The organism is Chloroflexota bacterium, from assembly GCA_020850535.1.
GTDB lineage: Bacteria > Chloroflexota > UBA6077 > UBA6077 > JACCZL01 > JADZEM01.
Genome location: JADZEM010000207.1, coordinates 1 through 13,515, shown reverse-complemented (window position 1 = coordinate 13,515; position 13,515 = coordinate 1). Strand labels below are relative to the sequence as shown.

16 protein-coding genes are annotated in these 13,515 nt (G+C 67.0%); all 16 read right to left on the bottom strand.

Annotation, left to right across the window (positions count from 1 at the left end):
- Positions 1 to 521: 521 nt before the first annotated feature.
- Positions 522 to 695, bottom strand: a complete 174-nt coding sequence (locus IT306_29270) for a hypothetical protein (protein ID MCC7372540.1) — start codon at positions 693 to 695, stop codon at positions 522 to 524.
- Positions 692 to 1,921 (bottom strand): hypothetical protein, encoded by a 1,230-nt coding sequence (locus IT306_29265; GenBank protein MCC7372539.1) that lies wholly within the window; start codon positions 1,919 to 1,921, stop codon positions 692 to 694. Before IT306_29265 ends, IT306_29270 begins: the two co-directional genes overlap by 4 nt.
- Entirely contained in the window at positions 1,921 to 2,601 is a 681-nt protein-coding gene (locus IT306_29260) for a tail fiber protein (GenBank protein MCC7372538.1), read from the bottom strand. Before IT306_29260 ends, IT306_29265 begins: the two co-directional genes overlap by 1 nt.
- Before the next feature lie 957 nt (positions 2,602 to 3,558).
- Positions 3,559 to 4,446 (bottom strand): phage tail family protein, encoded by an 888-nt coding sequence (locus tag IT306_29255; GenBank protein MCC7372537.1) that lies wholly within the window; start codon positions 4,444 to 4,446, stop codon positions 3,559 to 3,561.
- A 1-nt stretch (position 4,447) separates the two neighbouring features.
- Positions 4,448 to 4,642 carry a hypothetical protein gene (locus tag IT306_29250; GenBank protein ID MCC7372536.1) on the bottom strand — a complete coding sequence of 65 codons (195 nt, stop codon included), beginning with the start codon at positions 4,640 to 4,642 and terminating at the stop codon, positions 4,448 to 4,450.
- Positions 4,643 to 4,714: 72 nt separating this feature from the next.
- Positions 4,715 to 6,346, bottom strand: coding sequence for a hypothetical protein (locus IT306_29245; GenBank protein ID MCC7372535.1), 1,632 nt, complete (start codon positions 6,344 to 6,346; stop codon positions 4,715 to 4,717).
- Positions 6,346 to 8,994, bottom strand: coding sequence for a phage tail tape measure protein (locus IT306_29240; GenBank protein MCC7372534.1), 2,649 nt, complete (start codon positions 8,992 to 8,994; stop codon positions 6,346 to 6,348). Before IT306_29240 ends, IT306_29245 begins: the two co-directional genes overlap by 1 nt.
- A gap of 159 nt (positions 8,995 to 9,153) precedes the next feature.
- Positions 9,154 to 9,570 (bottom strand): hypothetical protein, encoded by a 417-nt coding sequence (locus tag IT306_29235; GenBank protein ID MCC7372533.1) that lies wholly within the window; start codon positions 9,568 to 9,570, stop codon positions 9,154 to 9,156.
- Positions 9,567 to 9,836, bottom strand: coding sequence for a hypothetical protein (locus IT306_29230; protein ID MCC7372532.1), 270 nt, complete (start codon positions 9,834 to 9,836; stop codon positions 9,567 to 9,569). Before IT306_29230 ends, IT306_29235 begins: the two co-directional genes overlap by 4 nt.
- On the bottom strand, positions 9,836 to 10,234 hold the full coding sequence (locus tag IT306_29225; GenBank protein MCC7372531.1) for a hypothetical protein: 399 nt from the start codon (positions 10,232 to 10,234) through the stop codon (positions 9,836 to 9,838). Before IT306_29225 ends, IT306_29230 begins: the two co-directional genes overlap by 1 nt.
- The gene (locus tag IT306_29220) at positions 10,234 to 11,832 is read right to left on the bottom strand and encodes a glycosyltransferase (GenBank protein ID MCC7372530.1); all 1,599 of its coding nucleotides are present in this window, start codon (positions 11,830 to 11,832) and stop codon (positions 10,234 to 10,236) included. Before IT306_29220 ends, IT306_29225 begins: the two co-directional genes overlap by 1 nt.
- Complete coding sequence (locus IT306_29215) at positions 11,832 to 12,209, bottom strand: hypothetical protein (GenBank protein MCC7372529.1); 378 nt, start codon at positions 12,207 to 12,209, stop codon at positions 11,832 to 11,834. The genes IT306_29220 and IT306_29215 overlap by 1 nt, the downstream gene beginning before the upstream one ends.
- Positions 12,202 to 12,453, bottom strand: coding sequence for a hypothetical protein (locus IT306_29210; GenBank protein ID MCC7372528.1), 252 nt, complete (start codon positions 12,451 to 12,453; stop codon positions 12,202 to 12,204). The genes IT306_29215 and IT306_29210 overlap by 8 nt, the downstream gene beginning before the upstream one ends.
- A complete protein-coding gene (locus IT306_29205) occupies positions 12,450 to 12,797 on the bottom strand; it encodes a hypothetical protein (protein ID MCC7372527.1) in 348 nt (115 codons plus the stop codon). Before IT306_29205 ends, IT306_29210 begins: the two co-directional genes overlap by 4 nt.
- Before the next feature lie 2 nt (positions 12,798 to 12,799).
- Positions 12,800 to 13,213: a hypothetical protein gene (locus IT306_29200; protein MCC7372526.1), complete on the bottom strand. Its 414-nt coding sequence runs from the start codon at positions 13,211 to 13,213 to the stop codon at positions 12,800 to 12,802.
- Positions 13,214 to 13,215: 2 nt separating this feature from the next.
- A partial coding sequence (locus IT306_29195) for a hypothetical protein (protein ID MCC7372525.1) occupies positions 13,216 to 13,515 on the bottom strand: 300 nt, incomplete at its 5' end.

Genomic DNA, 13,515 nt, shown 5'->3' with positions numbered 1-13,515 from the left:
TTTCATGATGCCACGCTGCCTACTCTGGTAAGGAGTCGGCTACCCTGGTCAGAGGCGTGATGGGGGCGCTGCGCCGGTCTCTTCGACCAACTTGGCACGCGAAATGGCTCGCGGCTGGTGACCGCCGCCAGGTGCAGGAGGCTGAGCGCGACACGCACAGTAACTGACCGTCGCCGCACTGGTGCAGAGCCGTCCGGCCGCCGCGAGTAGGAGAGAGTGAGGCCGCACGACGGCCGCCCCGCTCGGGGATATCAAAAGGCCCCCTCCTGCCGGACAGTGGCAGGAGGGGGCCTTTCGGCGCACGGTGCTTCGGTGTCAGTCTACCACGGAGAGTGAGTGTGGGCCGGTCCTGCCCCGGCTGGCTGCGCCTGAATGTTTCTGGGAGGGTTCGCCTAACTTCGGTTCGCCAGGGGCCGCCAAGACCCCATCCGATTGCACAGCCCTGCGACGCCTCGACGATCCTTGCGGCTGCATCTCGTTCAGGCTGCACGTCATATCGCCGTGCTGCCGCGCTCACACGATCAGTCTACCACGTCCTCCGCGCGGTCGTCATCGGCGAGCGCCGTCTCTGCCGCGTGCAGAGCCTCGCTGAGCGCCCAGGCCGCTGTGTCCTGGCCGTGGACGATCAGCACCGGCAGCACGCCGTGCCCAGCCGCCACCAGCTGGGCCACCGTCTCGCGGGAGAGGACGATCACGAGCCGAGCGGCACGACGACCATCGAGAACGGCCCGAGGTCCGCGAACTGCTGGCGGCTGAGCGTCTGCTGGCCGTAGCGCGGCCCGGTGCCGCCCGGGTTGGCCAGCAGCAGCCGCTCGACCCCGGGCGGGCCGTCCCACCCGCGCACAGCCGTCCAGTGGTTCCAAGCGCGCCCGCCCATCGCCACCGGCTGGCGCCCGGCCACCGCGAGAACCTCGTCAAACGTGGCTGAGGCGTCGTTGTACGCGCCGATCCCCCACACGTCGTGCAGCACCTGGACGATGCCCGCCCCCGAGGCGTCAAGGAGACCCACATCCGGCCGCACGTAGCGCGGCGACATGGCGTCCTGCGCCTCCTCTGGCGTGACGGCTACGCCCAGCGACTTCAGGAGCCACATGGTGGCCCTGATCGAGCACGTCCAGTCCTGCCGCTGCAGCTCGGTCGGCGTGTTCGGGTCGAAACTCCGAATGTTGGAATGGGCAGTTTCCGTAGATTCGCCCTGCACGGATTCGAGGTACTCGGCGGCCATCCATCCCGTGCGATCCCCCGCCCGCACCTGTCGCCAGGCGTGGTCGGTGAGCGGCTCGACCAGTTCGCCGGCCCGCGCCTCATACAGGATCGGAGCCTGCAGGTCCGGCCGCTCGCGGAGTCTGACGCCGTCATCGGTCACCCGTAGCTGTGTCATGCCATCACCCAGGTCTCTCACGATCTGCAGCAGCTTGCCCAGGCCCGCCGTGGCGCCCTGCACCGCTTTTCGAACCCAGAGCCAATCCCGCTCGCGGCAGAGCTGCGCCAGCGTCCACGACCTCTTGCCGTCCTTGCTCGGAATGGTCTTGCTGGCCCAATACCACGCCAGCACGTCGGCGGCGATCTGCGGCACGAGCGCTAGATCAGGATTCCCGAGCAGATCCAGCCCGAGCGCCTGCCCGGCCGCCCGGTACCCGTAGTCGTGGGTGAGCTGCACGTACCCGCGCCCGGCGTAGATCGGGCCGCCGCTGTAGCCGGCCCAATCGGCCTCAGTGCCGTACTCGTGCAGCGGCAGGAACGTCGAGGCCGTCTCGATGGCGACTGTCGCGAGCACGCCCCGGGCGATGTCCCGCTCCCAGATGCCGCGCTGGGCAAGCGCCTCCGCCAGGATCGGCCAGTGCTCGCGGACGTTGGCGACCGGGCAGCCGGTGACGGCAGCGATCCGCTCGGCCGACCACCAGCGCCACGGATCGGCCATCAGACCACCCCGGAGAATATCTCGTAGTTCAGTGCCAGGTACGGGTTGAGCACACTCTGGGTGGCACTTCCACCAACTGTAGAGTCCGAATCAATCGGGTGCTCATGGTTCACCGCGTTGCGCTGTCCGGAGCCAGCGCCCATATCCGTGTTGATATCAGTACTGTTGTTCGTCGTGCCCCCGTGATTGTGTGGGTGAATGTGCGTCATGTCGTAGGTCGCAGCGCCTCCATACTGCCCGCGCGTGTACGTTGCGCTCGCCCCCATCGCAAAGCGCCCGCGCATGTCCGGCAGCCGGAAGACGGTGCCGGACTCGCCGCCCGTGTTGAAGGTCGTGCCGAGCACCGCGAACAGGGCCGCATACGTCGTTCTGCTGACGGTTTGGCCCTGGCACAGCAGCCAGCCCGTCGAGGCGGCAGCCGCAGCCGTGAGCCGAAGGGTGCCAATGTCACCGATGGCCGCCGTCGTGATGGGGGGCAGGTTCCAGTTCGCTTCCAGGTAGCTGACCCGGGTTGCGAGCGTCTGGTAATGCTGCACGATGGCCGGATCGTTGCTCGACCCGGGGTCGCCAATTGTCGGCGTGATCCGGATACCGTCGTCCGGCTTCCACTCGATCATGACCTCACGGACCACCGCCGGGTAGGCCGTCCCGTCGATCACGAACTGGACCAGATCGCCCATGTCGTAGCTGACGCCGTAGACGATGGACGGATTTTCGAAGGGCCGTAGCGTCACCCTGCGGGAGGGCTTCGCCCCGTCCAGCCCCTCCGTGAGCTTCTGCGTCAGCTCGGCGTCGTTCGGCGCCCCCCGGGCGTCGAGGACCGCCTCGATCTGTAGCCCAACCTCGGTGATGGACGTCGAGTCCCCGCCCTCGGTTACCGGCCGGTCGGCCCCCATTTCCTCACCGCCAAGCACGTACAGGTAGTTGTAGGGCGGAGCTTCCCAGACATCCTCGAAGTCCAACGCCGTCCCCAGCTCAATGCTGAACTTGGCGTCGGCGGTCCGGTCCTGCGCCTCAGTGACGCTGAAGATCAGGGTGTTCGGGGACGCGTGGCCGGGGTCGGCCTGCTGGAGGTTGAACCGGAGTCCTCCGCCGGCCACCGCCAGGCGGCGCAACTCTTCGATTAGCGAGTCGAACCTCGTCCGCGAGGTGACGGAGGCTCCGAGCACCGGGTCCGTCGCTACGGTCAATCCGGTGACGCGCCGATCTATGCGGGCGCCCGTGCCGATGTTCGCATGCACCAGCTGGTTCATGACGGTCGACGCGGTAGTTGGCCCATGCACCGCGTACTCGTCCGTGTAGGGCGGTCCGCTCGGCGTCGGCAGCGCTGGCGCTCGCAGGAGCCCCAGATCGTCGTAGCCCTCAAGCCTGAGGGTCTGCGCCGTGATCGAGAGGCGGGTCAGCCGCCCGCTGAAGATGGTCTGCTCGCCGCTGCCGTCGAGGATGTCCCGGGTCAGAATGATCCCGCTCTGGCGGGTGATGATCTGGGCGGACGGCGACGCCCGGAGAATCTCCAGGCTCCAGGATCCGACGTCGTTGAACCGCGTGATGCTTTTCAGCGCGATCCAGTCGGTGAACTCGTCAACGCGGTCATACACGCCGTCACGGTGGTACAGGCGATACACCGGTGTAGCCATTTACCCCACCGCCAGCAGGCTGCGATAGCGCGCCCGGTAGGAGACCGCAACGCGCGTGTTGCTGCCGGTCCCGGTCAGCGTGATCGTCAGGTTGTTCGCCCCCGGCTGCAGGTGCCAGAACTCGGAGTCTGCGGCCACGAACGGAAACAGGGTCAGGCCGTCTGCACGCCTGGCGACCAGGCCCGGGCGCTGATTGGACGGCCTGGTGTCAATGATTGAGGCCAGGCCGGGCTCTGCAATGGCGACGTTCAGCGTCCACGACTTGCCGGTCGTGCTGTTGGCGACGATCTGGCCGCTGGCCACCGGCCCGGTGATCGTCCAGACCGGGAACGCGTCGAGCTGTCCAGGGTTGATGATCGTCACGCTTGGCAGCGAGGCAGTCGTCCACGTTTGCGAGGTATCGGTGATGTCGGTGGGCCAGGGGTCCACCGCGCGAAGCTCCACTGTGGCGGTCAGCCAGTAGTTGCCCGCTTGCGCCTGCGCGCTGGCGCCCTCAAGGCCGCCCGCGTAGTAGCACGCGATCTGCCGCTGCGTGCCCCCTGTCAACGTGACGCGGAGGTAGCCAGGCGTCTGCGTCTGCTCGTCTGCTGTGGCAAACCAGGCAAACACGGAGTCCATCAGCGATTCGAGCGCCGTGGCGGATTCCGCCCTGATCAGCAGCGGCAGCTCGATCACTCTGGGGGTGATGCCCGCGTACCGGAGGAAGGACCCCGGATCGTGCGGCAGCTTGTCCTCCACCAGCGAGACGCGCGGCAAGCCCATGCCGCGCGTTCCCAACCGGACCTTCACCCCGGACGCGCCGCTCAGGTTCCGCGTGACATTGCCTGGATCGATCCATTCGAAAACGATCGGGCCTGCGGTTGCCAGGGGCGGCAGAACAATCGGCATCTCACTCCGCCATTTCGTCCAACACGGCCCGCAGACGCGCCAGCTCGCGCTCTGCCTGCTCGCGGTCCGTCTTGGCCTGCTCGGCCTCAGCCTCCAGGCGCTCAAGCCTGGTGACGATCTGCGCCAGGTTGAACTTGTTTGAGAGCTTGAGCTCTGCGACGTCCTCGATCAGTCGTGCGGCAACCGGGTCAATCATGGGGTGTGTCCCTTTCCTCAAAGCAGAATGTCGCCCCGTTTAGGGGCCTGTGATTGGTATGCGTGCCGGGAGTCATGACGGCGTCTCCAGCACGAGGATCTGCCGCTGCGTGCCGTTGGCGGTCGCGGTCGCCCCGTCCGTCAGCCAGCGGATCTTGACGGTGTGCGAGCCGGCCGACACGCCCGTGAAGCGCCACAATCCGACCCCGAGAAACGTCTTGTTGGCAACAGCCTCATTCAGACTGAACGCCCCGACCTCGGCTGCCCCGTCGAGGCTGAACGCGATCTGGATTGCCTTCGTCGCGTCGGAGTGCGCGAACGCGCTGGCAAACCAGCAGAGCAGATCGCCGCCGGTCGTCGTCATCGTGACCGACATCTCGGCCAGGTCGCTGTACGAGATGCTGGTGGTCGTCGGGCTGTTGGTCGTGCCAGAGGCAAAGCCGAACTGCCCGCCGGCCTTGTGCTGTTTCTCGCTGCCGCCGTTGGCGCGGCTGTACAGCCCGCCGCCGGTCTTGCTGTAGACGCTGGTCAGCGCCGTGCCGGGCGCAGACGGCGTGGCGATCTGCGGCAGGATGATCGGATCGTCCAGCGTCAGGCCGGAGCTTGACAGGATCGCCCGGTCGGTCGCGCCGACCGTCAGCGCGACCTGTCCTGCCCCCGGCCAGTACAGGCCGTCCGTCGTGCTGACACGGGAAGCGACGGTTGGAGCTGATGCCGAGCCAGCCGTCATCAGCAGGTTGTCGAGATAGGCCGCGAGCCAGCGGTTGCCGGCTGCTCCCAACGAGTACGTGCTGGCCGTTCTCGGCACGACATTCCCGGCCGTCGTGTGGCCGCTCTGGTCGACGTTGAACAGCAGCGTGCTGCCGTCTGTATCCAGGTAGCGAATCGCGTGCTTCCAGCCTGGGTTCCCGGCGACCAGGATGCCCGTGTCGGCGCGAACCGCCGTGATCGGCGTGCCGATAATCCCGTCTGAGGTGAGGTAGATGCCGACGTTGTGCAGCAGGTTGGCGCCAGTGACCTCGGTATGCACGCCGATCTGCAGTCCCCAGGTGTCGCCGGCGCTGGCCGGTGCGTACCGGAAGGTGTGGAACTCGCCGGCGCGGTAGTTGCTGCTGCCGGCCACCCGCTGCGCTGCCGTTGCCCGGAGGGCCCCGGAGTCGGCCCCGCCGGCGCTGACCTCGATCCCGAAGAGGGCCGTGACGTAGTGCGTTGCCTGCGTCTGCGTGACCAGAAAGCTCGTGTTCTCGGTCACGGTCGCGTTGTCGCTCTGATTGTTGAGCGACAACATGAACCGGTTGCCGGCCTGCTTGCCGTACCAGAGTCCGCCGTAGGTGCTCTCGTCTGCGTGTTTGGCCAGCAGCGTCCGTGTCCCGGACAGCGAGATGGTTGCTGACGACGCCTCAAGATCCTTCGCGGAGGAGATGACCGGCACCGCCGGCTTCGTGACCGAGCCGAGTCCCGTGGCCGTGACCAGCAGGCTCACGTCCTGCGGATCCTCGAGGTAGAACTCGACCACGCCGTTGGCGTCACCGGTGAGGGGGTTGCTCAGGGTCGTGCCGCCGGTGGGGGCTGCGTAGATCGTGGCTGCAAGCGGCGTCGTCGTGCCGTTCTCGTAGACGGTGACGGACGGGTTTGCGGCCGGCTTGAACGCGCCGGAAGTGCTGTCCTTGTAGAAAATGACGTCGTAGTACCGGCCTCGTGGCATCAGATCACCCCTCGCAGCGCGGCGAGGTCTCTGGCCTCGCGGTCAAGCTCTCGCCGCACCTGGCGCAGCAGCTCGTCACTGGTGCCCTGGGCAATGACCGGGCGCGTGGTTGCCACGGCGGCCCCCACAGCCTGCGCGATCACGGTGGCAAGCCGCTCTTCGTCGTAGCCGCCTGCCGCGCCCGTCGCTGCGATCTGCCGTGTAGGACTGATCGCAGCGACGGGCGCCAACACCCGCGGCTCGATGCGCCCACTTTCGTTCGGGATGAACAGCTCCGGCCCGCGCTCGCCGACGATGTAGGGGGTGCCGGCGTCAACCGGGCCGCCGTGCGCCCGCCCAGAGATTCCGGATCCGGTCAGGTTGAAGCTGGGGAGACGGATTCGTGAGAGGTCGTTCAGCAGATCGAGGAATCGGCTCACGATGCTCAGCTGAGAAGAGATCACGCTGCCAAGCAGCTTGATCGTGTCGGTGATGCCCCTGATGACCCCCTGAACCAGGACGGACTTGCCATTGACCTCGCCCATCCAGTTGTAGAGACCGAGGGCCGGGCCGACCAGGAATGTGCCGACAATCGTGATCAGGCCCCGAATGGCCGCCACGATCTCCAGCACCACCGGCCAGAGCTTCCCGCCGATCTCGACCACCTGCGTCCAGATTCCGTGAAGATCCGTGAAGACCCCGCGCTTCTCCATCTCGGTGAACAAGTCCGTGAAGAACTGGATGACAGCCTGCACCATCGTGGAAACAGCGTTTCCGGCCTCGACGAGCGCCGGCCAGCCTGTCTCAAACAGCCACTGCACCACGGGGGCGAGCTTCGGCCCGAGCCAGTCCACCAGTGCCGTGATGCCCGGAATCAGCGTCTGTGTCACCCACGCGGCCACGGCTGTTGCTGCGGCCAACATGAGCGGCCAGCCCGTGGTTGTCAGCCAGTCGAGGGCTGCGGCGAGCTGTACGCCGAGCCAGTCCACGGCCTGAGCGAGCGCCGGTTGGATCGCCTCCCACGCGGCCATGGTCGAGTCGCGGATGCCGCCCCAATTCGTGATCCACGCCGCCCCAAGCGCCCCGATGCTCGCCGTGATGGCCAGCAGGATGATCCCGAACGGGTTGAGGATCGCCGCGAGGCTCCCGATCCACGATGCCACGGTGATCAGGATCGCCATGCCTGCAAGTGCAGCCACGACCTGGCCGATGGCCTCGCGGTGCTCCCAGAGCGCCAGCGCCGCCTCCTTGATCGCCGGAAGCCACGAGCGGAACGTAGCCGCAGCCTGCTCCCCCGCCGTCTTCAGCGAGGGAATAGCTCCGTTGACCATCTCGGTGATCGCCTCGACGATCTCCTTGAGCACGGGCAGGAATTCCAGACCGAAGGTGATTGCGGCCGTCTCAACGCTCCCCTTGAGCTGCTCCATCGCGCCGGCCAGGTTGTTCAGTCGCTCCTTGGCAACCTGCTCGGCGGTCACCTTGCCGATGGCGGCGGCCAGCTCGTTCATGCCCTCGGCGCCCTCCTTTGCCAGGATGGCGGCCGCCCGGATCGCGTCCGATCCAAACAGGATCTCCAGGCTCGCCAGCTTCTGCTGCTCGGTCATGCCCGCCAGAGCGGTCTGCAGCACGCCAGCGATCTCGGCCAACGGCTTCGCCTTACCCGTGGCGTCGAAGAAGGAGTTGCCCAGGTTGCCAGAGACGGCGAGCCACCGCTCAAACGAACTGGAGCCAGCCACCACGGACAGGCCAAGCTTGTCGGCGGCCTTCCAGAGGTTCTCGACCGTGAGCGTGTTGCTCTTGGAGAGCTTGTCGAACGCCTGCTGTCCTGCTGACGTCTGGAGCAGCGCTGCCTTCAACTGAGCGAACGCCTCGCCGGAGTTGACCGTTGCGATGCCGAGCCGTTCAAACTCGGCGATCTGCGCCTTGGTGCTTGGCTGCAGGTTCATCAGCATGGTCTTCAGGCTGGTCCCCGCGTCAGATCCCTTGATGCCGGCGTTTCCGAGCGCAGCGATGGCCGTACTCAGATCCTCGAAGGACACGCCCACCGTTGCGGCCACGGCGCCAGCCGCCGACAGCGAGAACTGATAGTCCTTCACGCTGATTGCGGAGGCGTTGGCCGCCCCTGCGATCACATCGGCCACGTGGGCCATGTCCTCGCCCTTGAGCCCGAAGGCGTTGAGCGCGTTGCTGGCGATCTCAGCCGCTTCCGCCACAGAGATCCCGCCGGCAGCCGCGAGGTTGAGGGCCCCGGCCGCAGCCCCGCCGAGCACATCCTTGACCGAGACGCCAGCCTTCACCAACTCTTCGATGCCGGCCGCCGCTTCCTTCGCCGAAAACGACGTCTCTGCGCCGAGCTTGAGCGCCGCTTCTTGCAGCTGGGCCAGTTCGGAGGCGCTCGCCCCTGACACCGCTGCGATGGCGCTCATCTGCTGCTCGAAGCCTGCGGCCGCCGTGACGGCCCCGGTGAACGCCGCCGCAAGTCCGCCGACGCCAGCAACAGCCGCTCCGGCCGTCAGGCTGGCGATGCTGTCCGCGACGCCCTTGAGCTTGCCGCCGAGGCCAGCGCCGGACTCACCAAGCTTGACCAGTTCACCGCCGACCTTGCCCAGGACGGCCGAGGCCTGATCCTGGGCCTTGATGATCATGGCCAGCTCTGCGTTCGATGCCATCGGCTTACCCTTGCGCCCGCTCGATCTCGCGGGCCTCGTCGGCGATCAGCTCAATCGCCTGGCGGACGACGCGCTCAGGCGTCCGAAGTACGTCAAGGTAGCTGCAGCCAAGCCACTTGGCGACAACGACGGCGTTTCTGGCGCGGATGCGGCGCCAGGTCAGGTAGGGTTTGCCCCATCCTCGTCAGCTGGCACCGCGATGGCGGTCGGCTCGCCATCGTCAGCGCGGAGCTTCTCGATCTCCGCCACGATCCGCTTGCCCCAGGCTGGCCGCAGCCGCAGCACGGCCTTCTGGCGCTCGGCAAGGTTGTCCGGCAGCGGTACCGGCTTTCCCTTCGGACTGACGAGATTCCAGTCCGCGATGTACAGCGCCAGCATCAGCCCTCGCTGTCCATTGAGCGAGAATTCGGCCCTCATCTGGCCATTGCCGTCAACGCCGACGTCGCGAATCGCGGCGCCTTCAAGCTCTGACTCCTGGCCGTAGTCAAGCTCTCGATTCAGCTCAACCCAGAAGCCGTCTCCCAGGTCGATGATCGCGGTCTCTTCGCCCACGAAGAACTGTGGTTTGCTACTCAAGAGATCTCCATGTTGAACACGAGCGGGCTCAAACTGAGGATCTCGGCCCGCCCGAGCTGCTCGCTCTTCCCAACCTGGAGCACGGCCTTGAACGTCGTGCCGTTCTCCAGCCAGTACGCGTCTGGCGTGTGGCGCTCGGCCGAGATCCGCCAGCGGCCGTCAGGCTGCCTGACGGCCGTCCAGCCGTGAATCTCGGCGGCAAGGTGGCTGCCGGCCTTGAGCCGGCCGGCAACCCCCCTGATCGTGAAACTCGATCCCTCGGACATCAGAAGTTGATGCCCCACGAGCCGCCCGCCACGAACGACCCCGAGACCTTCACCGCGCCGTTCACGTCAACCTCGATGCTCGCGTCCAGCCAGGCCAGGCCGTAGGCGTACTTCGAGGCCGCGTCTGACGAGATGTACGTGTACATCCGAACCGCCGCCGACGATGCCGCCGCCGCGAAGATCTTGGTCTCGGTGTCGTCGTAGTACGCTTCGAACGTGCCCTTCATGTCCGGGAGGCCCTGAACGTAGGTCTTGTTCAGGTCCTGGAAGGCCGTCACCTCGATCTTGTCGGTTTGGCGGTCGAGAGACCACTTGCTCACCTTCAGCACGGCCGAAGCGGCCCCAGACCCATCGGGCGCCAGGTACACCACGCCCTTACGACCAGCGTAGGCTGCCATCAGGCACCCCTCCTCACAGTCGCGGCCATCTCGCTCTGAATGGCCGCGAGGAACGCCGCCACCTGGGCGGCACGGTGGGCGAACGTCGAGCGGGCAATCCGCTCAGGTACGGCCGCACGGATCGCCGCACGGCCGGCGTCGTCGGCCAGCCAGCGGCGCACCAGCGCCCCCAGCTCGGCCGGGTCGGTGAAGGTCGGCACGAGACCCCCAAACACTTCAGCAACCTCGGCCCGCGCGTCGGAGATCTGAAACGCCCCACAGGCCGCCAGTTCAAAGGCGCGCGGGTTCATGCTCTGCGCGCCCAGGATGCGCGGGCTCTCGCGGTGGCACGTCACGGACTGCCGGTAGAGATTCAGCCCGATCTTGGCCTTGCGGTAGAGGGCTGCTGCGCGGGCGTTGTCAATGACGCCGTCCCGCACGTACTGGCGCAGCTTTGACCGCGAGCCGAGCAGCTCGTAGGTGCCGTAGAGGCCCAGGTCGATGCCCGTCCAGTCGACGGCCGCCAGGGCCTCCAGCCGCTCTGGAAACCCTGTACCCACGAAGACCACGTCGTGGGCTGGCACATCTGGATCGTCGGCCAGGTCGGGCCGGTGACGCGCCGGGTCGTAGGCGTGCGGCAGGTAGTAGACGTTTGGCGTCGTCGTCCGCAGCGCGTTGACAGACGCCCGCTCGTTGGTGAAAACGACATCCGCATACGGGATGATCCGTCGCTGCCAGTCGTCCTCGTACGGCGATTCGGTCAGCACCAGCGCCACGCGCCGCCCTGCCCGCCGCAGCTGAACCAGCGTATCCGGGTGCAGGTAGCTGCCCGTGAAAATCACGACCCAATCGACGTTGCCTTGCAGCGCAGCTGACACAACATCGCAGCCGGCCAGGTAGTAGACGTCGCCCCGGCTCGGTTTCGGATCGGGCTTGCCGGCCCGTCGCCAATTCCACGTCAGCCAGGCATCAGCCCGCGCGAGCCGCACATGCAGGTTGAACGCCGCAGCCGTGTGCCCCAGGTCAAGCAGCGCCGCACGGTAGCCGTCGAACACGTCGGCGGTGCTCCAATCGGCCCCGGGATGCACCAGCAGCAGGCGAAGGTTCTCCTGCTGGCTCCGGCCCGACTTCCAGGCCTCCACCATCAGGTCGCCACGCTGAGTGTCGACGTGGCCTCGGACCGTCTCGACGCCCGCCGCCCGGAGCCACCGCTCAACGTCCGCCATCGGCACATTGCGGTAGTGCTCGCCCGCCTGGAGGCCGCCGCCATCGTGGCCGGAGTGCGGCGGGCGCGGATCGGTCGCGCAGGTCAGGATCAGCAGGCCGCCCGGCGCGAGTATCCGCACGGCGTTCGCCACGATCTGCTCGGCGTTTGGCGCGTGCTCGAGCACCTCGCAACAGACGACGGTGTCGGGCGGTGCCTCGGGCTGGTAGGTTGCCCCGTCCTCGACCACGTCCACCCCGGCGCCAGGAGCCACGTCAACGGCCGTGTACTCGGCTCCCGCGAAGAGCGGTCGAACGCTGCCGTTGATGTTGCGCCCCCCGATCTCAACCACCCGCCGTCTGGCCGGCAGTTGTTCGATGGTGTTGCGCACCCAGGCAAAACACTCGGCGTGCATCAGTCCAGATACTCCACGCGGAACACGGCCCCAAAGACCTCGGTCCCGTCGATCTCCAGGACGCCGTAGGCCAGCCTGCGGATGACCCCGCAGGCTGGCAGGTTGTCGTTGAACGCGCCGATCACAGCGTCATGCAGCTCGTCGAGCGTGCGCTGACCACGCGCCAGGCCGCCGGCTGCTGAGACCGCCACGGTGATTTCGAGGGGGGTCCGCCACATGCCGTCAAAGGTCGCCAATTCGGCGTCGTCGGCAGGGCGGATCAGGGCTGTCGGGTAGTTGGTGCGGTCGGTCCAGAGGCCTTCAGGGTCGACACGCAGCCCGTCTACGGTGCTGAGGGCAGCGGCGATCTCCTGGCGGCGCACGGCAAGACTAACCATGGCTCTGAGCTTTGCCCGACTTCTTGAGCAGCGCGTCCGTCAATTGGTCGACTTGCTTCGCGCTGAACCTCTCAGCCTTGCCGGGCGGGGTCATGAGCAGCAGCGCGGCTCCGCAGCCGGCAGCCACGGCGCCGCAGGCGAGCCGCGCCATCGGATCAAGGTCCGTCCCGGGGTAGGCGGCAACGAATGCCGCAAGCCCATTGGCGAAGACCAGCAGCACTTTCAACGCGTCTACCGTGTTCATGACCGCTGCCTCCCGGGGTGCTCCAATCGGTCGATCCGGTTGCTGTGCTCCGTCAGCTCCGAGCGCATCTCACGGATCCGCTCGGCGGTCTCGCGGATCGCCATCGCCGTCTCGGTGTGCGCCTTGGTGTTGGCGTCGATCACCACAATCAGGCGCTCCACCAGCGCCCGGTACGCTTTGAACAGCAGCCACAGCCCGGCCAGAAGAACGGCCGTCAACGGCGCCACCTCCGCGAGGCGATCCCACGCCGCCCCGACCCCTGGAGCTTGCATCAGCACCGTGACGGCAACGCTGCCCATCGTCGCCAGAACGAGGCCGGACGGATGGTCCACGCCATGCCACACGCTCAGGCCCTCCATTTCGCCTCGATTGCCTTGGCCGCCGTGCCAAGCACGCCCTGAATCTGGCCCATGACCCCGTCGAGGGCTTTCTTCAGCCGGCCCTTATTCCGGGACTTCGGGTCGTACTCCTGACGACCCGGGTAGCGGTAGCGCTTGTACCGCTTGCTGCTGCGCGTGGCCGAGGTTCTGAAAGCCACCCAGCGAGGGACAGGTTTCGCCTGCACCTTCGACTTCATGCTGGCTCGCATCCGGCCGCTGGCCACTGGCGACGCGCCCTGCCACGCCCGCAGCCCGATGCTCGCGACCTGCTGCATGGCCGCCGTCCATGGCCCGGCCAGCAGCTCGTCAGACTTCAGCTTTGCCGAAAGCTCCTTCCACCGGTCGATGGAGACGGTGATGCTGACCTGCCGGTTTGGCATCGTCAGCCCACCGCAGGACGGCGGTACGCTTCCAGCAGCCGGCGGGTGACCGGGTGCAGGCCCGTCAGGCGAACGTCGCTGGCGAAGTGGTCCGACAAGCCGACATTGCCGCTGCCAGAGGTCCCGAGTGGCGCGTACCCGCTCCGATGCTCGAGCGCCGCCTGAAAGAGACAGGCGTTCTCAACCACGTCTGGCGTCGTGGAGGCGAACCCCCACGAGCCAGCGATCTGGACGCCGCGCGGCACGCAGACCGGGAAGCTGTAGCTCCCGCTCGGCGCAGACTCGATCCGCCAGTATGGCTG